Annotated in this window: 27 protein-coding genes and 2 tRNA genes; 14 read left to right on the top strand and 15 right to left on the bottom strand. The window is 66.0% G+C overall.

Annotated features, from left to right (window positions below; genetic code table 11):
- Window position 1: 1 nt before the first annotated feature.
- Window positions 2-1,108: an ABC transporter ATP-binding protein gene (locus D6M19_RS26985; RefSeq protein WP_123028353.1), complete on the bottom strand. Its 1,107-nt coding sequence runs from the start codon at window positions 1,106-1,108 to the stop codon at window positions 2-4.
- 5 nt (window positions 1,109-1,113) lie between these two features.
- Complete coding sequence (locus D6M19_RS26980) at window positions 1,114-2,055, bottom strand: ABC transporter substrate-binding protein (RefSeq protein ID WP_123028352.1); 942 nt, start codon at window positions 2,053-2,055, stop codon at window positions 1,114-1,116.
- A 133-nt stretch (window positions 2,056-2,188) separates the two neighbouring features.
- Here D6M19_RS26980 and D6M19_RS26975 point away from each other — a divergent pair, with 133 nt between their 5' ends.
- On the top strand, window positions 2,189-2,590 hold the full coding sequence (locus D6M19_RS26975; RefSeq protein ID WP_123028351.1) for a LapA family protein: 402 nt from the start codon (window positions 2,189-2,191) through the stop codon (window positions 2,588-2,590).
- Between the two features lie 121 nt (window positions 2,591-2,711).
- Window positions 2,712-3,458, top strand: a complete 747-nt coding sequence (locus tag D6M19_RS26970) for an SDR family oxidoreductase (RefSeq protein WP_123028350.1) — start codon at window positions 2,712-2,714, stop codon at window positions 3,456-3,458.
- Between the two features lie 14 nt (window positions 3,459-3,472).
- Here D6M19_RS26970 and D6M19_RS26965 read toward each other — a convergent pair whose 3' ends face one another.
- Window positions 3,473-3,952 (bottom strand): MarR family winged helix-turn-helix transcriptional regulator, encoded by a 480-nt coding sequence (locus D6M19_RS26965; protein WP_123028349.1) that lies wholly within the window; start codon window positions 3,950-3,952, stop codon window positions 3,473-3,475.
- A gap of 49 nt (window positions 3,953-4,001) precedes the next feature.
- On the opposite strand from D6M19_RS26965, the gene D6M19_RS26960 reads away from it, so the two are divergent.
- A complete protein-coding gene (locus D6M19_RS26960) occupies window positions 4,002-4,373 on the top strand; it encodes a nuclear transport factor 2 family protein (RefSeq protein ID WP_123028348.1) in 372 nt (123 codons plus the stop codon).
- A gap of 37 nt (window positions 4,374-4,410) precedes the next feature.
- Here the strand turns inward: D6M19_RS26960 and D6M19_RS26955 are convergent, their stop codons facing one another.
- Window positions 4,411-5,439, bottom strand: coding sequence for a phosphotransferase family protein (locus tag D6M19_RS26955; RefSeq protein ID WP_123028347.1), 1,029 nt, complete (start codon window positions 5,437-5,439; stop codon window positions 4,411-4,413).
- Window positions 5,440-5,448: 9 nt separating this feature from the next.
- A complete protein-coding gene (locus D6M19_RS26950) occupies window positions 5,449-6,057 on the bottom strand; it encodes a histidine phosphatase family protein (RefSeq protein WP_123028399.1) in 609 nt (202 codons plus the stop codon).
- 124 nt (window positions 6,058-6,181) lie between these two features.
- On the opposite strand from D6M19_RS26950, the gene D6M19_RS26945 reads away from it, so the two are divergent.
- Window positions 6,182-6,955: an SDR family NAD(P)-dependent oxidoreductase gene (locus D6M19_RS26945; RefSeq protein ID WP_123028346.1), complete on the top strand. Its 774-nt coding sequence runs from the start codon at window positions 6,182-6,184 to the stop codon at window positions 6,953-6,955.
- 3 nt (window positions 6,956-6,958) lie between these two features.
- On the opposite strand, the gene D6M19_RS26940 is transcribed toward D6M19_RS26945, so the two are convergent.
- The 4 genes from D6M19_RS26940 to D6M19_RS26920 all read right to left on the bottom strand — a co-directional run bounded on the left by D6M19_RS26940 (window position 6,959) and on the right by D6M19_RS26920 (window position 10,527).
- A complete protein-coding gene (locus D6M19_RS26940) occupies window positions 6,959-8,836 on the bottom strand; it encodes an alkyl/aryl-sulfatase (RefSeq protein WP_123028345.1) in 1,878 nt (625 codons plus the stop codon).
- A gap of 389 nt (window positions 8,837-9,225) precedes the next feature.
- Entirely contained in the window at window positions 9,226-9,639 is a 414-nt protein-coding gene (locus D6M19_RS26930; protein ID WP_123028398.1) for an MmcQ/YjbR family DNA-binding protein, read from the bottom strand.
- On the bottom strand, window positions 9,632-10,138 hold the full coding sequence (locus tag D6M19_RS26925) for a metallophosphoesterase family protein (protein WP_123028344.1): 507 nt from the start codon (window positions 10,136-10,138) through the stop codon (window positions 9,632-9,634). Before D6M19_RS26925 ends, D6M19_RS26930 begins: the two co-directional genes overlap by 8 nt.
- Before the next feature lie 2 nt (window positions 10,139-10,140).
- Window positions 10,141-10,527: a nuclear transport factor 2 family protein gene (locus D6M19_RS26920; RefSeq protein ID WP_123028343.1), complete on the bottom strand. Its 387-nt coding sequence runs from the start codon at window positions 10,525-10,527 to the stop codon at window positions 10,141-10,143.
- A 91-nt stretch (window positions 10,528-10,618) separates the two neighbouring features.
- Here D6M19_RS26920 and D6M19_RS26915 point away from each other — a divergent pair, with 91 nt between their 5' ends.
- The 4 genes from D6M19_RS26915 to ponA2 all read left to right on the top strand — a co-directional run bounded on the left by D6M19_RS26915 (window position 10,619) and on the right by ponA2 (window position 16,587).
- Window positions 10,619-12,400, top strand: a complete 1,782-nt coding sequence (locus D6M19_RS26915) for an N-acyl-D-amino-acid deacylase family protein (protein WP_123028342.1) — start codon at window positions 10,619-10,621, stop codon at window positions 12,398-12,400.
- A gap of 1 nt (window position 12,401) precedes the next feature.
- On the top strand, window positions 12,402-13,001 hold the full coding sequence (locus D6M19_RS26910) for a TetR/AcrR family transcriptional regulator (protein WP_123028341.1): 600 nt from the start codon (window positions 12,402-12,404) through the stop codon (window positions 12,999-13,001).
- Between the two features lie 95 nt (window positions 13,002-13,096).
- Complete coding sequence (locus D6M19_RS26905; RefSeq protein ID WP_164478708.1) at window positions 13,097-14,047, top strand: helix-turn-helix transcriptional regulator; 951 nt, start codon at window positions 13,097-13,099, stop codon at window positions 14,045-14,047.
- 38 nt (window positions 14,048-14,085) lie between these two features.
- On the top strand, window positions 14,086-16,587 hold the full coding sequence (ponA2, locus tag D6M19_RS26900) for a transglycosylase/D,D-transpeptidase PonA2 (protein ID WP_123028339.1): 2,502 nt from the start codon (window positions 14,086-14,088) through the stop codon (window positions 16,585-16,587).
- Here ponA2 and D6M19_RS26895 read toward each other — a convergent pair.
- Window positions 16,584-17,183 (bottom strand): hypothetical protein, encoded by a 600-nt coding sequence (locus D6M19_RS26895; protein ID WP_123028338.1) that lies wholly within the window; start codon window positions 17,181-17,183, stop codon window positions 16,584-16,586. The genes ponA2 and D6M19_RS26895 overlap by 4 nt on opposite strands.
- 67 nt (window positions 17,184-17,250) lie before the next feature.
- On the opposite strand from D6M19_RS26895, the gene D6M19_RS26890 reads away from it, so the two are divergent.
- A complete protein-coding gene (locus D6M19_RS26890; protein ID WP_123028397.1) occupies window positions 17,251-18,039 on the top strand; it encodes an SDR family NAD(P)-dependent oxidoreductase in 789 nt (262 codons plus the stop codon).
- Window positions 18,040-18,044: 5 nt separating this feature from the next.
- On the opposite strand, the gene D6M19_RS26885 is transcribed toward D6M19_RS26890, so the two are convergent.
- Window positions 18,045-18,117, bottom strand: a tRNA-Arg gene (locus tag D6M19_RS26885).
- A 36-nt stretch (window positions 18,118-18,153) separates the two neighbouring features.
- Window positions 18,154-18,242: transfer RNA gene (locus tag D6M19_RS26880), tRNA-Ser, on the bottom strand.
- 84 nt (window positions 18,243-18,326) lie between these two features.
- Here D6M19_RS26880 and hisC point away from each other — a divergent pair.
- On the top strand, window positions 18,327-19,394 hold the full coding sequence (gene hisC, locus D6M19_RS26875) for a histidinol-phosphate transaminase (RefSeq protein ID WP_123028337.1): 1,068 nt from the start codon (window positions 18,327-18,329) through the stop codon (window positions 19,392-19,394).
- Window positions 19,395-19,453: 59 nt separating this feature from the next.
- Here the strand turns inward: hisC and D6M19_RS26870 are convergent, their stop codons facing one another.
- A complete protein-coding gene (locus D6M19_RS26870) occupies window positions 19,454-20,038 on the bottom strand; it encodes a TIGR03086 family metal-binding protein (RefSeq protein ID WP_123028396.1) in 585 nt (194 codons plus the stop codon).
- Between the two features lie 41 nt (window positions 20,039-20,079).
- Here D6M19_RS26870 and D6M19_RS26865 point away from each other — a divergent pair, with 41 nt between their 5' ends.
- Complete coding sequence (locus D6M19_RS26865; protein ID WP_123028336.1) at window positions 20,080-20,538, top strand: hypothetical protein; 459 nt, start codon at window positions 20,080-20,082, stop codon at window positions 20,536-20,538.
- 19 nt (window positions 20,539-20,557) lie between these two features.
- A complete protein-coding gene (locus D6M19_RS26860) occupies window positions 20,558-21,382 on the top strand; it encodes a crotonase/enoyl-CoA hydratase family protein (RefSeq protein ID WP_123028335.1) in 825 nt (274 codons plus the stop codon).
- On the opposite strand, the gene D6M19_RS26855 is transcribed toward D6M19_RS26860, so the two are convergent.
- Both D6M19_RS26855 and D6M19_RS26850 read right to left on the bottom strand, forming a co-directional pair.
- The gene (locus D6M19_RS26855) at window positions 21,383-22,294 is read right to left on the bottom strand and encodes an NAD-dependent epimerase/dehydratase family protein (protein WP_123028334.1); all 912 of its coding nucleotides are present in this window, start codon (window positions 22,292-22,294) and stop codon (window positions 21,383-21,385) included.
- Entirely contained in the window at window positions 22,294-22,677 is a 384-nt protein-coding gene (locus D6M19_RS26850; protein WP_123028333.1) for a hypothetical protein, read from the bottom strand. Before D6M19_RS26850 ends, D6M19_RS26855 begins: the two co-directional genes overlap by 1 nt.
- A 106-nt stretch (window positions 22,678-22,783) precedes the next feature.
- Here D6M19_RS26850 and pdxR point away from each other — a divergent pair, with 106 nt between their 5' ends.
- Complete coding sequence (gene pdxR / locus D6M19_RS26845) at window positions 22,784-24,169, top strand: MocR-like pyridoxine biosynthesis transcription factor PdxR (RefSeq protein WP_123028332.1); 1,386 nt, start codon at window positions 22,784-22,786, stop codon at window positions 24,167-24,169.
- Complete coding sequence (locus D6M19_RS26840; RefSeq protein WP_123028331.1) at window positions 24,166-24,606, top strand: SRPBCC family protein; 441 nt, start codon at window positions 24,166-24,168, stop codon at window positions 24,604-24,606. Before pdxR ends, D6M19_RS26840 begins: the two co-directional genes overlap by 4 nt.
- Window positions 24,607-24,621: the final 15 nt, after the last annotated feature.

The raw sequence follows: 24,621 nt of genomic DNA, 5'->3' as shown, positions 1-24,621 counted from the left end.
GCTACCCCACCTCCGGAACGCGCCGCTGCTCTTCGAGCAGCTTGATGACGTCGTCGGCTCGCACGCCGCCGAGCAGTCGGCCGTCGTCGTCCACCGCCACCCCCAGGCCCGTCGGTGAGGACAGCGCCGCGTCCAGCGCCAGCCGCAGCGTGCCGTCTGGCCGGAAGAACGATCCGCCGCCGACCGTGCTGTCGTACAGCGCGCTGCCCTTGCGGTGCACCTCGACGCCCTCGGCGTTGATCCATGCGAACGGCTTGCCGTCCTTGGTGACCAACGCCCACTCCTGCGGCCCGAGTGCGAGCGCGTCGAGGTCCCCCTCGGCCACTGACCTGACGTCGTGCAGCGGCAGTCCGGACGCGTGGAAGAACTGCAGGCCCCGGTAGCCGCGGTCGGCGCCGACGAAACCCGAAACGAGTTCGTTGGCCGGGTTCGACAACACGAACTGCGGGTCGGCGTACTGCAGTAGCTTTCCGCCCCGGCCGAAAACCGCGACCTTGTCGCCGAGCTTGACCGCCTCGTCGATGTCATGGGTGACGAACACGATGGTCTTGCGGAGTTCGCTTTGCAGCCGCAGGATCTCGGTTTGCAGATCCTCGCGCACCACAGGGTCCACCGCGGAGAACGGCTCGTCCATCAGCAGGATCGGCGGGTCGGCGGCCAGCGCCCTTGCCACCCCGACGCGCTGCTGCTGGCCGCCCGACAACTGCGCGGGGTAGCGGTCCCCCAACTTTGGATCGAGCCCGACGCGCTCCATCACCCCCAGCGCGGCTTTGCGTGCGCTGCGCCGGGATTCGCCGCGCAGCACCGGGACGGTCGCCACGTTGTCGACCACCCGCAGGTGCGGCATCAGTCCGGCGCTCTGGATCACGTAGCCGATCCCCAGCCGCAGCTTGACCGCGTCGACCTTGGTGACGTCCTCGCCGTTGACGGTCAGCGTGCCCGACGTCGGGTCGATCATCCGGTTGATCATCCGCATCGACGTGGTCTTGCCGCAGCCGGACGGGCCGACGAACACGGCCAACGTCCCCTCCGGCACCTCCAGCGTCAGATCGTCGACCGCGACGGTGCCGTCCGGGTACTGCTTGGTGACGTTCTCGAAGGTGATCATTGCGCTCACTTCTGCACGGGCTTGTCGAAGCCGTTGTCCTTGATCCACTTTTCCGCCGCCTCGTCGGGGTCGACGCCCTGGTTGCCCTCCACCGCGGTGTTCAGTTCGATCAGCGCCTCGGTGGTCAGCTTCGCGCTGACGGCATCGAGCACGGTCTTGAGTTCGTCGGACATCTTCTGCGACGCCACCAGTGGCACGACGTTCGCGGCGAGGAAGACGTTCTTGGGGTCCTCGAGCACCACGAGCTTGTTCTGCTCGATGGACGGCGACGTGCTGAAGATGTTCGCGGCGGTGACGGTGTTGTCGGTCAGCGCCTTGACGGTCGCGGGGCCACCGCCGTCGCTGATCGCGATGAAGTTGGCAGGCGCGATGTTCAGGCCGTACTTGTCCTTGAGCCCCACCAGACCCGTGACACGGGTCTGGAACTCCGAGGGCGCACCGACTTTCACCTCGGCGGAATGTGTGGCGAGATCCGCGATCGACTTCACGTTCAACCGTTGCGCCGTCGCCTCGGTGACGGCGAGCGTGTCCTTGTCCTCAGCGGGCGACGGGTAGAGGATCGACAGGTCGCCCGGGAGCGCCTTGAGCAGCCCGAGCAGCACCGCGTCCGGGGTGGTGGCGGTGGTCTCCTTGTCAAAATACTGGAGCAGATTGCCGGTGTACTCCGGGATCAGGTCAATCGAATGATCCTGCACCGCAGGGATATACGTCTCCCGGCTGCCGATGCCGAACTGGCGGGCGACGGTGAAGCCGTTGGCCTCGAGCGCCTGCGCGTAGAGCTCGGCGATGATCTTGCTCTCGGTGAAGTCGGCCGAACCGACCTTGATCGACTTGAGGTCGCCGGAGATCTCGCCGCCGCCCAGCGGATTGGAGCTGCCACAGGCCGCGGTGATCATGGCCAGTACGGCCACCAGGATCGCCAGGTGCCACCTACGTGTCTTCGACATAGCGCTCGACATACCCAATGTCCTCTCGGCCCATAGCTTCATCGGACCCTATCGGCATGCGCGGCGACCCGCCGCGGTTTGCATTCACCGTGAAATTTGTTTCATCCGACCCCCGAAAGGGCAAGATGGAGCCATGACCACCGATCCTCATGCGTCTCCCGGTCAGCAACCGGTCGGGATGACCTCACCGGCGGAGCCGCCGGCCACCGCGTCGAAGGGCGCGCCGCCGGACCCGACAGCCACGCCGGGCGACTATCTCGCGTCGCCCAAATCGGCGGTGAAGTTCACCCGCGCCGCGGCGCTCTGGTCTTCGCTGATCGTTGGCTTCCTGATATTGATCCTGCTGCTGGTTTTCATCATGCAGAACACCGATTCCACGACGATCCACCTGTTCGGCTGGGAATGGAACTTGCCGGTGGGCGTCGCGATCCTCTTCGCCGCCGTCTGTGGTGGCCTGCTGACGGTCGCGGTCGGCACCTCCCGCATCATCCAACTCCGCCGCGCCGCGAAGAGAAACCTGAAGGCCGGCACCTAATCGCGAGCCACCGCCCACGCGTGTGGGGAATGTAGTCCACCCCCCTTTGGTTGATGTATCACGCAAACCCGATAGGGTCGAATTTACGTGATCAATCACGTAAGCGGAGGAGGATGACTGCATGGGCGTTCTACAGAACAAGACAGCGTTGGTGACCGGCGGAACCTCTGGCATCGGCTTGGCGGCCGCACGCCGGTTGGCCGAAGAAGGCGCCCACGTCTTTGTCACCGGGCGCAGTCAGCAGCGCCTCGACGAAGCCGTCGCTCAGATTGGTTTGGGCGCAACAGGTGTGGTGAGCGACGTGAGCAATTTCGCCGATATCGACGTGGTCGTCGAAGCCATCGAAGCGCATGGGCACGAGCTCGATGTGGTGTTCACCAACGCCGGCGGCGGCGAATTCGCGCTGATCTCGGATGTCACCGTCGAGCACTATCTCGACACGTTCAACCGCAATGTCGGCGGCACACTCTTCACGGTGCAGAAGGTGCTTCCACTGCTGAACCGTGGCGCGTCGATCGTGTTGGCTGGGTCAACCGCGCCATCGAAGGGGATGCCGGCCTTCGGCATCTACGCCGCCTCGAAGGCGGCGGTGCGATCGCTCGGCCGCACGATGGCCGCCGAGTTGGTGGACCGCGGCATCCGGGTGAACGTCCTGGTCCCCGGACCTGTCGAGACACCCGGGTTGACCGGGCTGGCGCCGGCAGGCGGCGAATCGGAACTGCTTGCCGAGATGGCAGCGAGCGTGCCCATGAAGCGGGTCGGACACGTCGACGAGATCGCGTCAGCGGTCGCATTCCTCGCCTCCGACGCCAGCAGCTTCATGACCGGCAGCGAACTCTTCGTCGACGGCGGCGAAGTCCAGGTATGACCGAAGTGGCCGAATCACTCGGGCCGAGGCAGCGTGCCCTTGCGAAGAATCGTTTCGTAGACCGACCCCAGCAGGTCGGCCAACTGATCCGCGGCAGCGTCGTCGAGGTCGGAAAAGAACAGCGCGCGGACCAAGGCGACGTGCTTGGGTGCCGCAGCTTGCAGGAGGCGCCACCCTTGCGGCGTCAGTTTGGCGTCAGTGGCGCGGCCGTCGCTCTCAGAGGCGACCCTCTCGACCAGCCGCCTGGCTTCCATCCGGCGAAGCTGATGCGACAGTCTGCTGCGCTCCCAACCGATCCTGATGGCCAGCCGACTCGACTGCAGCCGGCGGCCCGGCTCGGCCGACAGCGCGTTCATAACGCTGTAGTCGGCGAGCGAGACCCCGAAGTCGGCCTGAAGCTGCCGATTCATCTCGTACTCGAGCCGGAGATAGACCTGCATGTAGTTGACCCAGGTCCGCTGCTGGGTCGCCGTAAGCCATGAGCGCTGCGCCATGCCCTCATGATCACTGTTGGTTGATATATCACGCAATACGGAGGATTTGATGACCGAACCGATCCAACGACTCATGACGAGCAACCTGCTCGAGGTTTTCAACGAGCGCGACCCCGAGCGCAGACGGGAGGCGATCGCCAGGACCTATGCGCCCGATGTTCGCTGGACGGACGACGAGGGCGTCTGCGTGGGACATGCCGCTCTCGACGCGAAAGCCGAGAAACTGCAGAGCACGCTGGGGCCGCTTCAGTTCATCGCCGCAGGACCCGTGTACCAGACGACGGGATTTGGATACCTCGCGTGGCACCTCGTTGCCGACGACAACCCCACGCCGCAGGTATCGGGGTTCGACGTGGCGATCGTCGGTGACGACGTCATCGCCGAGCTCTACACCGTGCTGACGGCTCCGCCCGGCGCTTAGCGCACGGCGCCTTTCACCTGTTCGGCGACGGGACCGATCAGCGGTTGAGCGCGTTGAGGCCCTCGGCCATCAGCGGACCGACCGCCTGGTCCACTTGGTCGGTGTCGAGCGCGACGCCGCCGCCCATCCGCGCCCGGAACGCGATGCCCGCCGCGACGATCGCCACCTTGAAGTACCCGAGCGCCATGTAGAAGTCCCAGTTGCCCAAGGACTGCTCGGCCGCAACCGAATAGCGCTGGGCGAGATCGTCGGCCTCAGGCATGAGCGGCGACGCCCACGCCGAACTCGCGTGGATCACGTTGAACAGCGGATGGCGGTAAACGCACATCAGCGCGGCGTCGCTGATCGGGTCGCCAAGGGTGGACATCTCCCAGTCCAGCACCGCCAGCACCTTGGTGGCGTCATCGACGTCAAGCATGGTGTTGTCGATGCGGTAGTCGCCGTGCACGATCGAGGTGCGGCTCTGTGCCGGAATCGCTTCTGCAAGAGCGGAATGCAGTCTCCGGACATCGGCGTCGAAGGGGTCGTCCTCGCGTTTGACCAGATCCCACTGCGAGCCCCATCGCCGCACTTGGCGCTCCAGATAACCGGTTGGTTTGCCGAAGTCACCCAGACCGACGGCATTCGGATCGACCGCGTGCAGGTCGGCGAGCACTTTGATGAGTGCGTCGACACAGCCGCTGATCGTCTCTTTGTCGCCCAGCGCCTCGAGGTCGTCGGCATGCCGGACGACCAGGCCGGGCACGTACTCGACCATCTGGAACGGTGCGCCGCCGACCGAGTCGTCGTTGCGCATGGTGACCGCACGCGCGACCGGCACCGGGGTGTCGGCCAGCGCGGCGACGACCCGGTACTCGCGGGCCATATCGTGCGCCGACGGTGTCAGACCGTGCAGGGGTGGCCTGCGCAGCACCCACTTTGACTCGTTGTCGCCGACCAGAAACGTCAGGTTGGACCGGCCGCCGGAAATCAGCTCGGCCCACAGCTCGCCGCTGCGCGGAATGCCCACGTCCCTGAGATGGCGGTCAAGGGCGGCGAGATCGAGCCCTTCCAGCGAAATCGTCACCGGACTTGTCTACCATCGCCGATTTCGCGGGAGCAGGTCCCATACGTGTTCGGTTCCGTTGACGGCGGCGACATACAGGTCGCCGTTACGCGAGGACAGCAGCCGCGTGATGCCCGCGTAGTCGACGTTGACACAGAGGATCTTCTCGGTGCGCAGGATGCCATGCAGCAGCCCGTTGATCACCCCGCCGTGGCTGAACACCGCGACGGTGTCCTCGTGGCCGCCCGCGTCGGCGATCTCCCGGATTCCTTCGCTGATGCGGGCCAGAAAGGCGTCCTCGTCGACGGTGCTCGGCAGGTGGCCGCTGGCCAGCCGGGCCAGCTCCTGGGGATACTCGGCGGCGATCTGCTCGATCGGGATGTAGTGCGCCAGCTCGCGGTCGTACTCGGCGAGACGGTCGTCGATGTTGATCGTCAGCCCGAGCGCGTCGGCCACCGGCTGCGCCGTCTGAACCGCGCGCCGCTGCGGACTGCTGACCAGGCGGGTGATCGGAAAGCGCGCCAGCGCGTCGGGCAGCCGCTTTGCCTGCTCGACGCCGTCGGCGGACAGGTCGGGATCGGAACCCTCGCCGGGTTCGCTGCGGAGCGGCAACGCGTGCCGGATGAGAAGCAACTGCACCGTGACACCATATGGCTCGTGCGTGCATTCGCCTGCCCGGTGTGCAACGGCTTCGCTGCGTTCGAGTCCCTGCGCTGCACGCGGGTGATCCCGGAGACCGCGCACGCGCCACAGGAGGGCTGACATGGGCTCAGAAAAGGGCTTTGCCGACGAGCTGTTCGACCTCACCGACCGGGTCGTGCTGGTCACCGGCGGTAGCCGGGGTCTCGGCAGGGAGATGGCGTTCGCCGCGGCGAAGTGCGGAGCAGACGTGGTCATCGCCAGCCGCAAACTGGAGTCGTGTCAGGCGACGGCCGACGAGATCGCGGCGGCCACCGGGCGTGCCGCCATGCCGTATCAGGTACACGTCGGCCGGTGGGATGAGCTCGACGGTCTGGTGGACGCCGTCTATCAGCGGTTCGGCAAGGTCGACGTGCTGATCAACAACGCCGGGATGTCACCGCTGTACGAGTCCCTGGATTCGGTGTCGGAGAAGCTCTTCGACACCGTCATCAACCTGAACCTCAAGGGCCCGTTCCGGTTGTCGACGCTGGTCGGCCAGCGCATGGTGGCCGACGGTGGCGGGTCGATCATCAACGTCAGCTCGAGCGGCTCGCGACGCCCCAGGCCCGAACAGCTGCCCTATTCGGCGGCCAAGGCGGGGCTCAATGCGTTGACGGAGGGTCTCGCGCTGGCCTTCGGGCCGACCGTGCGGGTCAACACGTTGATGCCCGGTCCGTTCTTGACCGATATCAGCAAGGCATGGGACATCCCGGCGACGACGAAGGGCGCGCAGAACTTCGCGCTCAAGCGGCTCGGCAACCCGGCCGAGATCGTCGGCGCCGCTTTGTATCTGGCTTCCGATGCGTCAAGCTACACCAGCGGGTCGATCATCCGAGTCGACGGCGGGATGCCCTAGTCGTCACGGCTCGATGATGTTAAAGCCCGGGTCGGGCCGGTCCACCACGGCGATGATCGAAGGCAACGCATTGGCATCGCCGGCGATATCGAGTCCCGGTGAATCGACGTCCCCCGCGGCAAACATCAAGAGCCGCATCTTGTTTGCCAGCTTGATCGTCGCCTGCGCCGTCGCCGCCTGTGCGGGCGCCTTGCGATAGACGAGGACACCGTTGCGCAGCGTCAGCCGGTAATTGGTGGCGATGTCGGAGAAGGTGACGTCGACGGCGACGTCGAGATCCCATGCCCGCGGGCCGTTGACGTTGATCGCGAAGGTGTCGAACATCTGCTCCGGTGACAACTGGGCCAGTATGGACGGCGACGCGGGCTGCGTCGGGGTTCCGAAATTGCCCTCGCGCAATTCCGTCGCACCGGAGAGGAAGAAGTTACGCCAGACGGCGTTCTCTGCGCCGTACGCCAGCTGTTCGAGCGTGTCGGCATACAGCTCCCGCGCGGCAGCGTGGCTCTTGTCGGTGAAGATCGCATGATCGAGTAGCGTTGCCGCCCAGCGGAAGTCACCGCGTTCGAATGCCGCGCGAGCGATCTCGGTGACCTTGTCCATTCCGCCCATGGCTTCGACATAGCGCGGCCCGATGGCTTCCGGCGGGTGTGCCCACAGCCGGGCGGGGTTGCCGTCGAACCATCCCATGTAGCGCTGGTATACCGCCTTCACGTTGTGGCTGACCGAACCGTAGTACCCGTGCGCATGCCATGCCTTCTCCAGCGCCGGGGGCATCTGGAAGTTCTCGGCGATCTCGATTCCGGTGAAGCCCTGGTTGAGCTGTCGCAAGGTCTGGTCGTGCAGATAGGAGTACAGATCCCTTTGCAGGGACAGGAATTCGACGATCCGGTCCTTGCCCCAAGTGGGCCAGTGATGCGAGGCGAACACCACGTCGGTCCGATCGGCGAAGGCGTCGATGGCCTCGGTCAGGTAACCGGCCCATCCGTGTGGATCGCGCACGAGTGCACCCCGCAGGGTCAGCAGGTTGTGCAGGTTATGGGTGGCGTTCTCGGCCATGCACAGAGCGCGGAACTTCGGGAAATAGAAGTGCATTTCGGCGGGCGCTTCGGTGCCGGGCGCCATCTGGAACTCGATTTCGACGCCGTCGATCGTGTGCGTCTCCCCGGTATTGCGGATGTCCAGTGTCGGCACGATGAGCGCGACCTCACCCGCGGATGCCACCTGGCCCAGTCCGCAGCCCACCTGGCCCTTGGGCCCCCGCGCCAGCGCGCCTCCGTACATGTAGCCGGCCCGTCGCCCCATCGCCGTGCCCGCGTAGACGTTCTCCTGAACGGCGTGCTGGGTGAAGTGCTCCGGTGCGATCACCACGACCTTGCCCGAGTCGACATCGGCCTGCGTCGTCACTCCCAGCACACCGCCGAAGTGGTCGACGTGGCTGTGGGTGTAGATGACCGCGACGACCGGCCGGTCGCCGCGATGAGTGCGGTACAGCGCCAGCGCGGCGGCCGCCGTCTCGGTGGATACCAGCGGATCGATGACGATGATCCCGGTGTCGCCCTCGATGAAGCTGATGTTGGACAGGTCGAGACCGCGAACCTGGTAGATACCGTCCACCACTTCGTAGAGCCCCTGCTTTGCCGCAAGCTGGCTCTGGCGCCACAGGCTGGGATGCACCGATGCAGGCGCATCACCTGCAAGGAACGAGTAGACGTCGTTGTCCCACACCACCCGACCGTCGGCCGCCTTGACGACGCACGGCTGCATCGCCCCGATGAATCCCCTGTCCGCGTCGGTGAAATCACGCGTGTCGCCGAACGGCAGGTTGTCGTATTGGGCGCGGTTCGCCGACTCGATGACGGCGGTGGGCGGCTTCTGATCCATGCTGCCGACCCTGCCACCATTCGCATCTATGCGGGTTCAGTTGGGGCGAAAACCTCAATCACGCCGTTCATTTCGTGTACCTGGAACATTGCCGACGAAGGCGGCACCGTCGGCAACTGAGTTCTGCGGGATGGTTCGTATTCAGATAGGCAGCTGGGTTACACGTCGTGGTGATTGACTGGCGGCATGGGTGTGCGTCGAGTGGTGAAGGGCATGACGAGTCCGGAAAGTCCGTGTTCGCAAGCGACGGGGCCGTCGCGCCACAGCGGCCCGCGTTGCTCCCTCCTCCGAGTTCTACCAACTCTGGGTAGAACCCGGGCGACAAGCCCGCTCGAATGGCGATCTTCATCTGCGGCGCGAACCACGCCAAGGTGCCCGCCGCGGACTGACTAGCCGCCGTGCTCGGCAAGCCACACCTGCGCCCGGCGGTTCGACGCCCTGGACAACCACGCGTCCTGGATGAGCTCGGTCAGCTCCTGCTTGCCGATCACGGCTAAATCGCTGGCGCGCACCAACACCGACGGGTGCCCGTCGAACCGCTCGGTGGTGAAGAACGGCGATTTCGGATCCTGCAGCAGGGCCAGCTTGTCGCTCTCGGATTCCACCCAGATCATGATCACGTCGGCCCAGCGCTCGCCCGTCTCTGGATCCTCGGCGTCGGGTTGGGGCGTGCGGAAGAACACGAACGACTTCCCACCCACCTGATAGATGGGGTTGCCCTTCGGACCCTCGATCCGCTTGACGTGCGGCATGCCTGCGGCGACCTTGTGCACGTCGCCGAGGGTGGCCGGTCGGTCACGCACCACGATGCTCCAGCCGGTGCAGGGTGACCTCGGCCAACGCGCCGTCGTCGACGACCGCGGTCATATACGTGCAGAACGGCTGGCGACGTCGGTCTGTCGGCGATCCAGGGTTGAGCAACCGCATACCCGTCGTCGCGGTCGTGTCCCACGGAATGTGGCTGTGCCCGAACACCAGCACATCGGTGTTGGGGTACTGCCTGGCCATCCGCGCGTCCCTGCCCGCAGACCCACCGGTTTCGTGCACCACCGTGAACCGCACCCCGCCAAGTGTCACGTCGGCGCGTTCGGGCAGCCGCGCCCGAAGCTCGTCGCCGTCGTTGTTGCCCCAGCACGCGATGAGCCGCTCGGCCTTCGCCTCAAGGGAATCGAGCAGGGCAGGCTCCACCCAGTCGCCCGCGTGCACGACGACATCGGCGCGGGCCACCTCACCCCACACCTGTTGCGGCAGGTCGCGTGCCCGCTTCGGCACGTGGGTGTCGGCGATCAGCAGCAACCGCACGGTCAGCTCGGCGCGAGAAGCTCGGCCATCCTCGGCATCAGCGCCTGCAGGCCCTTGAGCGGCCGCACCATCACCTTGACGGAGACGATCTTCTCGACGTCGTTCCAGTGGATCATGTCGATGCCGTTGACGTATTTCCCGTCGATGGTCGCGGCGAACTCGAGAATTGCCGACTGCTCGCCGTACCACTTCTCGACGTAGTGAAAATCGGTGTCGCCGAACACCTTCGCTGCCGCCGACAGATAGGCCAGGGTGGTGTCGCGGCCTTCCTGCGCGCTGAATACGGCAGGCGAGTAGAACACGGCGTCCTCGGCGAGCAGGCTCTCCAATTCGGATGTGCGGCCGCTTTCGATGATGTCGATCCAGCGTGCGATGACCGGTGGCGTCATAGCTCTGACTGTAGACACCCCAAAACTGCTCGTGGATTGCGGGCAGAGAAAAAGATTGTAAGCACTCACTATCTTTGATACCGTCGTCCGCATGCCCTTCGACGTGATTATTCGCAACGGCCTGTGGTTCGACGGAACCGGCGCCCGCCCACAACGCCGCACGCTGGGCGTTCGCGACGGCATCGTGGCCGCGGTGTCGGCAGGACCCCTCGACGAGACGGGTTGCCCCGACGTCATCGACGCCGAGGGCAAGTGGATCCTCCCCGGCTTCATCGACGTGCACACGCACTACGACGCCGAGGTGCTGCTCGACCCCGGCCTGCGGGAGTCGGTGCGGCACGGCGTCACCACCCTGCTGCTTGGCAACTGCTCGCTGTCGACGGTGTATGCGGACTCCGAGGACGCCGCCGACCTCTTCAGCCGCGTGGAAGCCGTGCCCCGCAAGTTCGTGCTCGGCGCCCTCGAGGCCCGCAAGACCTGGACGACGCCAGCCGAATACGTCCAGACGCTCGACGACCTTCCGCTCGGGCCGAACGTCAGTTCCATGCTCGGGCATTCGGACCTGCGCACGTCGGTGCTGGGCCTGGAACGCGCCACCACCGAGGGCGTCGAGCCGACCGATGCCGAACTCGAGCGGATGGCGACGTTGCTCGACGAGGCGCTCGATGCGGGGCTGCTCGGCATGTCGGGCATGGACGCGGCGATCGACAAGCTCGACGGCGACCGGTTCCGCTCCCGCGCACTGCCATCGACGTTCGCGACATGGCGCGAACGCCGCAGGCTGATCAAGGTGCTGCGCAAGCGCGGTCGCATCCTGCAGAGCGCGCCCAACACCAAAAACCCGCTGGAGGCGTTGAACTTCTTCCTCACCAGCAGCCGGATTTTCGGCCGCAGGCGTGGTGTCCGGATGAGCCTGCTTGTCTCGGCCGACGCCAAGTCCAACACCGGCATGGTGCATGTATTCGGCCCTGGCACGAGGATTCTCAACAGGCTGTTCAACTCGTTCGTGCGGTTCCAGCATCTGCCCGTACCGTTCGAGCTGTATTCCGACGGCATCGACCTGCCCGTGTTCGAGGAGTTCGGTGCCGGCACCGCCGCCCTGCATCTGCGCGACCAGATCGAGCGCAACGAACTGCTCGCCGACCCGGAGTACCGCCGACGGTTCCGCGCCTCGTTCGACCGCAAGAAGCTCGGACCCACGCTGTGGCACCGCGACTTCCACGACGCCACCATCGTCGAATGCCCGGATGCGACCCTGATCGGCAAGAGCTTCGGGCAGATCGCCGACGAACGCGGACTGCATCCGCTGGACGCCTTCCTCGATGTGCTCGTCGAGAACGGCGAACGAAACGTGCGCTGGACGACGATCGTCGCCAATCACCGGCCCAAGCACCTCGACTCGCTCGCCATCGAACCGTCGATCCACATGGGCTTCTCCGACGCCGGTGCCCACCTGCGCAACATGGCCTTCTACAACTTCGCCGTCAAGCTGCTTCGCCGGGTTCGCGACGCCGAACTGGCGGGCAAGCCGTTCATGACGGTCGAGCACGCGGTGTACCGGCTCACCGCCGAGGTCGCCGAATGGTTCGGCCTGCCCGCGGGCACGCTGCGTGAAGGCGACCGCGCCGACTTCGTCGTCATCGACCCGGCAGGCCTCGACGACTCCGTGGACAGCTACCACGAAGAGAAGGTGCCGTTCTACGGCGACCTGTCCCGCATGGTGAACCGCAACGACAAGGCGATCGTCGCGACAGGCGTCAACGGCGCGGTGGTGTTCCGCGACGGTGAGTTCTGCGACGGCTACGGAGAGACGGTCAAATCCGGACGGTTCCTGAAGGCCGGTGCACCCGCGCGGGAATCCGTGTCCGCCTGACATGGCCAGAACCCAGCGGCAGCGCCGCGAGGACACCATCGCCCGCCTCCTGGACGCGAGCATCGCCTCCATCATCGAGGTCGGCTACGCCCGCACGTCGGCGAAGGTCGTCGCCAAGCGTGCGGAGGTTTCCGACGGTGCCCTCTTCCGCCACTTCCCGACGATGGGTGACCTGATGGCGGCGACGGCGCACGAGGCGGGACGGCGACAGCTGGAGGCGGCCGCCAAGCGGATGGCCGACATCCCGTCCGACAAGCCTGCCATCGAGGAAGTCCTTGCGATCATCCGCGACCTGACCGGCAACTCCACCAACACCGTGATCTACGAGCTGATGGTTGCCGCCCGCACCGATGAGAAGCTGCGGGACACGCTGCGGGAGGTGATGACGGCGTACGTCGCGAAGATCTACGAGGCCGCGCGCGCGGTGCCTTCAGCCGACGAGATCGAGGCGTTCGGCGAAGAGAACTTCGCGGCCCTTGTCGCGGTGCTGATCAATACGTTCGACGGCGCAGCCATGTTCCGGCATGTGCTTTCCCATCCCGATATCGAGAGTCGGCGGATCCCGATTCTGCTGACGCTGCTGGATGGCGTGCGCCGTTAGCGGACTTTTAGCAAACTTCCAGCCTTGACGCGTGAACTGAATCCGGCTAACTTGGCTCCCATCGGATGGTGGCGGCTGAAACGCTGGGGGGAGTCGTGGCCGGTAGTTTCATTATTGACACTAGCGACATCGGCAAGGCCGAAGAGTCGCTCACCGCTGCCTATACCAAGGTCCGATTAAGGGAACAATCTCACGGCCTACCCACTCGGACCCGGGTTTGGCGAACACAAATCGGCTCGCTTGTCGTCGACGACTTCGAGTACAGCTACGACCTTCAGTACGAAGCCGATCCGATGGAGACGATCCTGCTCTGCCGGGTACTCAAGGGTGCGATCGAAGCTCATCTGCCGGGACACCAGCCCCAGATGTTCACGACGGGCGGGGCAGCGGCGATCGGCGCACTCGATGACACCGCGTACGGCGGCTTCGTCCACCGGGCCACCCTCACCGGCATCGCCATAGACCGACGCCTGCTCAGCGAGGTGGCCGCGCCGACGAAGGGCGATGGAGCCGTACAGCTGAGGTCGTCGGCGCCGATCTCGACAGACGCAGGTCGGCACGTCGTGGAAGTCATCGACCACATCCGGCACACGGTGATCAACTCCCCATCGGCGCAGGCACCGTTCCTGACGGGAACCGTCGCCCGGTATCTCGCGGCCACGATGCTGACCGCGTTCCCCAACAATGCCGTCACCGAGCCCACCATCCAGGACCGCCGCGACAGTTCACCGGTGCTGTTGCGTCGCGCAACCGCATTCATCGACGACAACGCGGACACCGACGTGTCCCCGGCAGACATCGCGGCGGCGACCGACGTGACACCGCAAGCTCTGCTGAACATGTTCCGGGTACATCGCAACTGCACCCCCATGGAGTACCTGCGCAGGGTTCGGCTGCACCACGCTCACCGGGAACTTGTCGCCAGCGACCCCGATACGACGAACGTCACCGGCATCGCGCGGCGCTGGGGTTTCCACAAAATCGGACACTTCCTGCGTCGTCACGCAGAGGCTTACGGCGGCGAACCCGACATCCGTAAGCCTTAACCGGCCACAGCGCCCGCCCCGCTGAATACGCTAGAGGAATGACGGGACAGCACAGGGCAATTGCAATGCCCGCCAAGCTGATTCTGTACATCTTGACCGCGGGTCTTATCGTTGCGGGGTTGGTGTTCCCGTTAGTCGGCGGCGCCGGTGCGATGGCCAACCGCCTTTCCGACGTGGCGGCGCAAGACTCGGCTCAGGTCCTGGAGGGCGAAGTCCCCATCATCTCCACGATGGTCGACGCCGCAGGCAACCCGATCGCGTGGATCTACACCCAGCGCCGGTGGGTCGTTCCCGGTAATCGCATCGCCGACACCATGAAGCTGGCAATCGTCTCGATCGAGGACCGGCGCTTCGGCGTGCACAACGGCGTCGACCTGCAGGGCTCCCTCACCGGTCTGGCCGGCTACCTGCGGGGTGCGGTCGACACCCGTGGTGGCTCGACGATCGAGCAGCAGTACGTCAAGAACTACAACTTCCTGGTGAACGCCCACAGCGAAGCCGAGCGCCGCGCCGCCGTCGAAACCACGCCGGTGCGCAAGCTGCGCGAGATGCGGATGGCGCTCGAACTCGACAAGGCGCTCCCGAAGGCGGAGATCCTGACCAGATATCTGAACCTGGTGTCGTTCGGCAACGGCAGCTTCGGCGTGCAGGACGCCGCCAAGACATACTTCGGCGTCAACGCGGCGAACCTCAACTGGCAGCAGGCCGCACTGCTGGCGGGGATGGTGCAGTCCACGAGCACGCTGAACCCGTACACCAATCCCGAAGGGGCCCTAGCGCGAAGGAACCTCGTTCTGGACACCCTCATCGACAATGTCCCGGACAAGGCCGACGAGATCCGCGCTGCCAAGGCTAAGCCACTGGGGATCCTGCCCAAGCCCAATCCACTTCCTCAGGGCTGCATCGGGGCGGGCGATCGCGCTTTCTTCTGCGATTACGCGCTGTCATACCTGGCTCGCGCAGGCATCGGAAAAGACGACCTGGCGCGCAACGGGTACCTGATTCGCACCACCCTCGACCCGTTGGTGCAGGACTCCGTCAAACGTGCCATCGACAAGGTCGCAAGCCCGACTCTCGACGGTGTCGCAAGCGTCATGAGCGTCATCAAGCCGGGCAGGGACAGCCACCGCATTCTGGCGATGGGCGACAACCGCACGTACGGGCTGGACCTCAAGTCGTGGCAGACCGTGCAGCCGCAGCCGTTCACTTCCGTCGGCGACGGCGCCGGGTCCGTGTTCAAGATCTTCACCACCGCGGCGGCGCTGGACGCGGGGATGGGCATCAACGCCCAACTCGACGTGCCCGCGAAGTTCGAGGGCGCCGGGCTGGGTGACAGCAACACCCCCGGTTGTCCCCCGCGCACGTGGTGTGTCAAGAACGCCGGCGGCGGCGGCCGCGGCCAGATGAGCGTCACCGACGCATTGGCTCAATCGCCGAACACCGCGTTTGCGAAGCTGATTGCGCAGGTCGGTGTTCCGCGCGCCGTGGATATGGCGGTGCGGCTGGGGATGAGGTCCTACGCCGAGCCGGGCAGCGCAAGGGAGTATGACCCCAACAGTAAGGGAAGCCTCGCCGACTACGTCAAACAACAGAACCTCGGCTCGTTCACACTCGGGCCGCTCGAGCTCAACGCACTCGAGTTGTCGAACGTCGCAGCCACCCTGGCCTCGGGCGGCATGTGGTGCCCGCCGACCCCGATCGACAAGATCATCGACCGTCGTGGCCGCGAAGTGCCACTCCCACAGGCGAAGTGCGAACAGGTGGTGCCCGAGGGCCTCGCCAATACGCTGGCCAACGCGCTCGGTAAGGATCACACAAGCGGGACGGCGGCCAGTTCGGCGGGCTCGGTCGGCTGGAATCTCCCGATGTCAGGGAAAACCGGAACGACCGAGTCCCACCGGTCGTCGGCGTTCCTCGGGTTCACCAACCAGTACGCCGCTGCCAACTACATATTCGACGACACGCCGACTCCGTCCGAACTGTGCTCGTGGCCGCTGCGCAGATGCTCGAACGGAAACCTGTACGGCGGTAACGAGCCGGCACGAACCTGGTATCTCGCGATGAAACCGATCGCGGAGGAGCTCGGCCCCGTGTCGATGCCGCCGACCGACCCACGCTATGTCAACGGTGCTCCGACCGTTGCGCTGCCGAGCATCACCGGCCTGAAGTTCGACGCCGCGCGTAAACGATTGCAGGAAGCCGGTTTCCAGGTCGCCGACCAACCTTCGCCCGTCGACAGCTACCTGTCGAAGGGGGCGATCGTCGGAACCTCGCCCAAGGACAAGGCCGTACCCGGCTTCCTCATCACGATCAATACCAGCAATGGTGTCGCCCCTGCGCCGGTGTACTACCCATCGACCCCACCGGAGGCGCCGCCACCGCCGCCTCCGGATGCTGCGCTGCTGCCTCCGCCGCCCGACGTCTTCAACCCGTTCGGGCTGCCGCCGTTTCTCCTGCCTCCGCCACCGCCGCCACCACCGGGACCACCGCCACCGGGACCGCCGCCGGGACCGCCGCCAGTGGCACCGCCGCCGCCCTAGTCGGAACCGGGGACAGGCCACTCCCACTTCAGCTCGAGCCACGAAACCCGCAGCACCTCAGCGGGTTTAGGAGCGCGTATGACGACCCTCGCGCGGACGCGTGTGCCGGCCGCGACGGGTTCGCTGATCGGCGCTGTGCCGTTGCCGCATTCGGGATAGGCGACGGGGTCGTGAAGAGTTCCGCCGTTTCCGTCGACACTCCAATTCTTGAGCAGCAACGCGTCAGCGGAGTCGGGGAATTCGAACGTCGCGTTGCTCGAGAACGCGTCGACGTCGAACCGGAGGAACTGCTCATCCGGTCTCAGACGCTCGGCGGCGTCGCAAGGGGCGCCCGATTGGATCGCCGTCACGTTGAAGTTCAGGTCACAAGGTTCGTCCGCGTCGTCGGAGCAGTTGAGGCCTGCGGGCTCGCCGATCTTCTTCTCGATGACGCCCTCGGCGTACGTCGGCCCGAACGCCTGGCTCGGGGCGGGTGTGCCACTCGCGCCGGCCGACTGAGTGTCCTTATCGGCATCGGCGGCGTCACCCGACCCGCATCCGGCCGCCGCAACGACGGCGATCGCGGCAAGCGCACACGTGAACCGTCTCGATGTCATAGGTCAATACTGACCGCGCCGGAACGAATTCGGGACCCGAATCCGCATGCGTGCCTATGCTCCGACGATGCAACTTGATGGCAAGCGGGTTCTGATCACCGGGGCGTCACGCGGTATCGGCGAAGCGCTCGCGGGCAAGTTCGCCGATGCGGGCGCAACCGTGGCCCTCGTGGCGCGCAACAAGGACGCGCTTGACAACGTGGCCGGCCGACTCGGCGGCACCGCGCACGCTGCGGACCTCTTGGACCCTGGCCAAGTGGCGAGTCTGATCGGCCGGGTTGAAGAGGAAGCAGGTCCGGTCGATGTTCTGGTGAACAACGCGGGCAACGCTGTGCCAGCCGGGTTCACCGAAGCGCCAGACGACGTTCTGCGCATGACCACCGAGTTGGACTACCTCGCCCCTGCCGAACTGTGCAGGCAGGCGATCCCCCGGATGCTGCAGCGCGGCGGCGGTCACATCGTCAACGTCTCTTCGATGGCCGGAATCGCGGTGTACCCCGGACTCGTCACCTACTCGGCGGCCAAGGCGGCGCTCTCCCACTTCACGGCGGGCCTGCGCGCCGACCTTCGCGGTTTACCCATTGGCACGACGCTTGTAGAACTGGGCCCGGTTCCGACCGATCTGCTGGACAAGTCGAACGACTACGGACCGACGGCCAAATCATTCCAGCGGTTCTACCGGCTACACATGACCGCCGACGTACCCAAGGAGAAGGTCGCCGACGACATCGTGGACGCCGTTCGGAAGAACAAGCGGCACGTGCGGCACCCGAAGCGAAGCGCTTGGTCGGCAATGCTCGTCGAGGCGCCGCGCAGAATGACCGAGTTGGCGCTCACGGGCGTACCGCATCGGTAGTCGAGCGCGCCCGAAGGGATTCGAACCCCTAACCTTCTGATCCGTAGTCAGATGCTCTATCCGTTGAGCTACGGGCGCCTAGCTGTTCAGTTGTGCGTGGCTGTGTCAGCCCGGCGGAGGCGAGAGGATTTGAACCTCCGGTCGCCTTTAAGGGCGACAACTCATTAGCAGTGAGTCCCATTCGGCCGCTCTGGCACGCCTCCCGACGGTTTACCGCCGATCCGACAGAGTACACAGGGGCAACGCCACCAGGCAAAGCGCATTACGGCCACCCATAGACTGGTCGGGTGCCTGCCCGTCTACGCCCTGAACTGGCTGATCTGCCGGCCTACACGCCCGGCAAGACCGTGCCAGGTGCGATCAAGATCGCAAGCAACGAGACGGTGCACGGGCCGCTGCCGAGCGTGCGGGCGGCGATCGAGAAGGCCACCGACAACCTCAACCGATACCCGGACAACGGCTATGTCGAGTTGAAGGAGCGGCTGGCCAAGCACGTCAACTTCGCGCCCGAGCACGTCGCGGCGGGCTGCGGGTCGGTGAGCCTCTGCCAGCAGCTCATCCAGATCACCTCGACCGTCGGCGACGAGGTTCTGTACGGCTGGCGCAGCTTCGAGATCTACCCGCTGCAGACCCGGACGGCGGGCGCCACCCCCGTCCAGGTGCCGCTCACCGACCACACCTACGACCTGGACGCGATGCTGGCCGCGGTCACCGACCGCACCAGGCTGATCTTCGTCTGCAATCCGAACAACCCGACGAGCACCGTCGTCGACCCCGACGCGTTGGCCCGCTTCGTCGAGGCGGTGCCGTCGGACATCTTGATCGCGCTCGACGAGGCCTACGTCGAGTACATCACCGACGACATGCTGCCCGACAGTTTCGGGCTGGTCCGCGCCCACAGCAATGTCGTTGTGCTGCGGACATTCTCGAAGGCGTACGGGTTGGCGGGGCTGCGTGTGGGCTACGCGGTCGGCGATCCCGACATCATCACCGCTCTGGGCAAGGTCTACGTGCCGTTCAGTGCGACCAGCATCTCGCAGGCCGCGGCGATCGCGTCGCTGGACGCCGCCGATGAACTGTTGGCCCGCACCGACGCCGTCATCGCCGAACGCGCACGAGTGACGGCGGCGCTGCGCGATGCCGGGTACACCGTCCCCCCGTCACAGGCCAATTTCGTCTGGCTGCCGCTGCCCGGCCGCGCCAAGGAGTTCGCGAACGAGTCGGCCAACAGCCGCATCATCGTCCGGCCTTACGGCGACGACGGCGTGCGGGTCACGGTCGCTTCGCACCAAGAGAACGACGCGTTCCTGGAGTTCGCGAAGGGCTGGAACGCCAACCCCGCGATTTCGCGCTGAGGGCTGTGCATCTACTCAGACCACGACCCTGGGTGCAAAATCGGCATAGCGCACCGAGACTAGCCGCTGGGGCTGCGACCGGTGTAGGCCAATAGCCGGTCCAGTGAGCTCGCGTCGGTGGGCACATCGATCGGGTCGTCAAAACCTGCCGAAGTGCGCCCCTGCGGTGTGATGACGCGCCGCGCCACCCCCAACACGTAGTCCACCAGCGAGTCGGGCGCATTAACCGTGCTTCCCATCGCTGCGGCGTAATCCCAAGCGTGGACCAGGAATTCGAGGGACAGAATTCCGGCCATCACCCTGGCGGGCGCTTCGCTGTCCCCGAACTTCACGCTGCCGTCGAGCCCGCGTCGATGCCATGCGTCCAGCGCGGGCCTGGCCGCGGCGACGATTTGGCGCTCGACCGAATCGGTCGAGTCACGTTCGGGTGGCTCAGCTCCGGCGGCGCCGCCGATGACGATGATGGAGTTCATCAGATGGTCGGTCAGCGTGGCGATGTCGAATTCTCGGCACGGCGTCTGCTTGGACCAGTCGTCGTTGGCGATCGGGTGAAGCACGTACTGCAGCACACTCAGGGCGGCTTCCGCGCTGTCGAGTTCATCGGTCGGCGGCGAATCCGGACCGGCAGGCAAATCGGCGGGCATGATGCCCACGCTACGACGCGCGTGGGCCTATCGTTGCGCAGATGAGAACCCATCTGCGGGTGACGGCCGCGATATTGCTCGCGGTCGGCATGGCCACCGGGTGCTCTCGCACCACCGAGGGCGTGGTCGCACAGACCACCGAACCGGGACCGCCGATCGAGTCGCCGTCGACGCGGACACCGTCGGCTGAGCCCGGCTTCCCCGGTATCCCCGGCCTGCCGAGCATTCCTGGCCTTCCGCAGATCCCTGGCTTGCCCCTGCCGGGGAACACCAACGTTCCCGACGTCCCCGCTCCTGCCGGCTGGGACACCATGAAGTGCAGCGAGTTCACCAAGCTCGACGAGGCGCAGCAGAAGGCCGTCATCAAAGCGATCCTGAAGGACAGCGGCAACACCACCCCGGAATCGGAGTTGGTCGCAGGGCTGATGGCGACGACCATGTGCGGATTCCTGCCAAGCGCGGTCGTCAAAGAGGTGGTGCTCGGCGGGTCGCCGCCGTGAGTGGCTAGCCTCTCCAGTCATGGGTGACGCATACGAATCCGTGACGGTTGATCTGCATGGCCAGGTCGCACAGGTGACGCTGGTCGGGCCCGGCAAGGGCAATGCGATGGGGCCGGCGTTCTGGGCGGAGATGCCCCAGGTGTTCGCCAAGCTCGACGCCGACCGCGACGTTCGCGCCATCGTGCTGACCGGGTCGGGCAAGAACTTCAGTTACGGCCTCGACCTGCCCGCGATGGGAGGGACGTTGTCCGGTGTCATGGAGGGCGGCGGTTCCGCGCGACCGCGGGCCGACTTCCACGCCACGATCCTGCGCATGCAGGGCGCCATCAACGCCGTCGCCGACTGCCGCACCCCGACCGTCGCCTCGGTGCACGGCTGGTGCATCGGCGGCGGGGTGGACCTGATCTCGGCCGTCGACATCCGCTACGCCAGCGCCGACGCGAAGTTCTCGGTGCGCGAGGTGAAGCTGGCCATGGTTGCCGACGTCGGGAGCCTGGCGCGGCTGCCCCTGATCCTCAACGACGGTCACCTGCGCGAGCTGGCGCTGACGGGTAAGAACATCGACGCCGCGCGGGCCGAGAAGATCGGCCTCGTCAACGACGTCTACGACGACGCCGACGCGTCGCTGGCGGCCGCCCACGAAACCGCCGCCGAGATCGCCGCCAACCCGCCCCTGACCATCAGCGGTATCAAGGACGTGCTGGATCAGCAGCGCATCGCGCGGGTCTCGGAAAGCCTGCGCTACGTCGCGGTGTGGAACTCGGCGATGCTGCCGTCGAAAGACCTCACCGAAGGCATCACCGCGACGTTCGAGAAGCGGGCGCCGAACTTCACCGGGGAGTAGTCAGACCCGAGGCATAGGCGTCCAGCCGAGCTCGGCCTTGGCCTTCGCATTGGACAGCGGTAGCCAGGTCGTGCCGAACGCGGTCGCCGGATACGAGGCGACAAGGCCCACCAGCCGATGCGAGATCGGAATGGGCGGTGGCCGATGCAGTTTCGCCGAAAGCTCGCGGACGTAGTCGCCGAAGCGCTGCGGCCGGTCATCGACGATGTTGTACAACTGGCCGCCGCGACCGTGGTCGACGGCATCGGCCGTCGCCCTGACGACATCGTCGATGTGGATCCACGACACGATCCCATTACCGGTCATCGCGGGCAGCATGCACCACTTCGCGAGCCGCACGAACAGCTCGTCGTGCGGAACACCCGGTCCGTAGAAACACCCGTACCGCAACACGATTCCCTCGGTGTCGCTGTGCTCGCCCGACGACAACACGTTGCGCTCCATCCCGCGCAGCGCCGCCAGCATGTCATCCCCGCCCTTCGGCGGCGGCCCGGGATACGGGTCCGTCTCGTCCAACACGGCGGGCCCGGTGGTCGGATAGCCGTAAGCGAAGATCACCGACTCAGCGACGATCCGGCGCACCCCTGCACTCTGCGCGGCGGCCACAAGGTTCGAAGCGCCTGCACTCCACAGCTTCCTGGCCGGCTCGAAGTCCTTCAGCCGCTTCGGGCCCAACTTCGGCAGCGTCGTGAGCAATGACACCACGACGTCGGGCCGGGCGTCGGCGACCACCTTGCCGATGTCGTCGACGTCGAACACATCTGCCACCACCGGCTTGGCACCCGCAGCTTCGATCTGCGCCGTCTTGGACGCCGATCGGGTGAGGCCGGTGACCTCATGACCACGGGCGGTGAGCTCGCGCAGCAGGGGCAGGCCCGGAACGCTGGTGGCGCCCGCAACCAGCACACGCATCAGCGCTCACCAACTTTCTCGGCACCGATGCTGGCGCGCAGCGCGAACGCCAGGATCACCGTGGTCGCCACGAGGCCGCCCGCCTCGAGCCAGCCGATCAAATCGCCCGCGCCGTGGTGCGGGTCGACGATGTGGCTGATCGAGTGCAGCGCCCAGTGCAGGGTGGCGAACGCCAGGGCCGGTACCCGCCACGACATCCGGCGAACGGCCGCAAGCAGCAGCAGGCCCTGCGGTATTTCGAACGTGGCGTTGTCGAAGATGTAGTGATCGTTGCGAACCCCGAACGTGCCGAGAGTGTCGAAGAACGCGCCGGGCAGAAACAGCATGAACAGCCCGATGCCGAGGGCGTACAGCCCGAAGACGATCAAGGTCACTTTGACCATTTCCGCTCCTCGCATGCGCGGGCCAAACCCGGCCCTTGCGCGCGTAGATGTCGTTGACATACGTTCACGCTAGTTCGTCAATGGCCTCAAGATAGGCACCACTTTCATGGCTGTTTCGGGTACCACTTCTGGTCCAGAGCTACTGCTCGAGCTCGACCGCGCCTCGGTCGAGCCGCTACACCGCCAACTCGCCGACGGCCTGCGGACCGCCATTCGCACCGGCAGGCTGACCCCGCAGTCGCGGATGCCGTCGACCCGCGTGCTGGCGGCGGACCTCGGGGTGTCGCGACGGCTCGTGGTCGACGCCTACAGCCAGCTGGTCGCCGAAGGCTTCCTTTCGAGCAAGCACGGTTCAGGCACCCGGGTGGCGACCGTCGAAGCGGCCAGCGCACCGCAGTACGCGGAGGCGACGCGGCGATACGACGTCGACTTCCTGCCCGGCTCGCCGGATCTGAGCAGCTTCCCCCGCACCGCGTGGCTGCGCGCGCTACGAACCGGCCTTGCCGAAATCGGTTCGGACGCCTTCGGTTACGTCGAACCTCAAGGGCTGCCTGCGGCGCGTGTCGCCATCGCCGACTATCTGCGGCGCACCCGCGGCGTGCAAGCCGACGCACAACACATCGTGCTCTGTTCGGGAGCGACGCAGGCGATCGCGCTGCTCGGCCGGGCGTTGCAGGGCAGCGAGCTGCCGATCGCCATGGAGGACCCCGGCTTCTGGCTGCATCGCATGGTGTTGCGGCACAACGGTATCGAGCCGGTCGCCGTGCCGGTCGACGAGGACGGCCTCGACATCGTCGCACTGACCGACAGCGGCGCGCAGACCGTTCTGACCACCCCGGCGCACCAGTCGCCGACCGGCGTGGTGCTCTCGGCAGCGCGACGCACCGCACTCGTGGAATGGGCCCGCGCCGGTCATCTGGTCATCGAGGACGACTACGACGCCGAGTATCGCTACGACCGCGCGCCCGTCGGCGCGTTGCAGGGCATCGCACCGGACCGGGTGATCTACGTCGGCTCCACGAGCAAGACACTCGCGCCGGGTTTGCGCATCGGCTGGATGGTGTTGCCCCCGCACCTGGTCGGCACGATCAGGCTGTCGAAGGGCCTTGCCGACACCGGGAGTTCGGTGATGGACCAGATCGCGTTCGCCGCGCTGCTGACGACCGGCGGCTACGACCGCCATCTACGCCAGATGCGCCGCCGATATCTGAGCCGTCGCAACGCGCTGCTGGCCGCCCTGGCCCGACACCTTCCGCAGGCGACGGTGCTCGGTGCCGCCGCGGGCGTCCACCTCACCGTTCGGTTTCCCGACGGATATCCGATCGCCGACATGGTCCGGCGGGCGGCGGCCATGAGAGTGCACGTCGAGCCACTCGCACCCTGCTACGCGGACCCCGCGGCGGCCCCACCTGGGCTGCTGCTCGGCTACGCCAACCTCACCGAGACCCAGATCGATGCGGGAGTCCGAGTGCTTGCGAGGGCGGCCCGATGACGGTCGATGTCGAGGTCCATACGACGATCGACCGGGCGCGTCTCGACGTCGCCGGGTACTGCTGCGACCCCGACAACGTCACCGCCTGGTGCGCCAATATCAAAGCGGTGCAATGGGAGACGGACCCGCCGTTGGCTGTCGGCTCCCGGTTCCGCTTCACCAGCGAATTCCTCGGCCGCAGGCTGGAGTACATCTACGAAGTTCTCGACTTCGTCGCCGCAGAACGACTGGTCATGCGATCCGACGAGAACCCGTTTCGCATGGAGACGACCTACGCCTGGGCCGACGCCGATGACGACGCAACGTGGGTGACCGTGCGCAACCGCGGAGAACCGACGGCCTTCACAGGGCTGGCTCCCCCGATCCTGGCGACCGCCATCAGGCGCGCGACCAGCAACGATCTCGCCCGACTTAAGGGGATCCTCGAAGCTTGTTAGGCTCCGTCGGGGGAT

This window comes from Mycolicibacterium stellerae (assembly GCF_003719305.1).
GTDB classification, from domain to species: Bacteria; Actinomycetota; Actinomycetes; order Mycobacteriales; family Mycobacteriaceae; genus Mycobacterium; species Mycobacterium stellerae.
The sequence above is the reverse complement of the archived record's forward strand: the minus strand, read 5'-3'. Positions and strand labels throughout refer to the sequence as shown.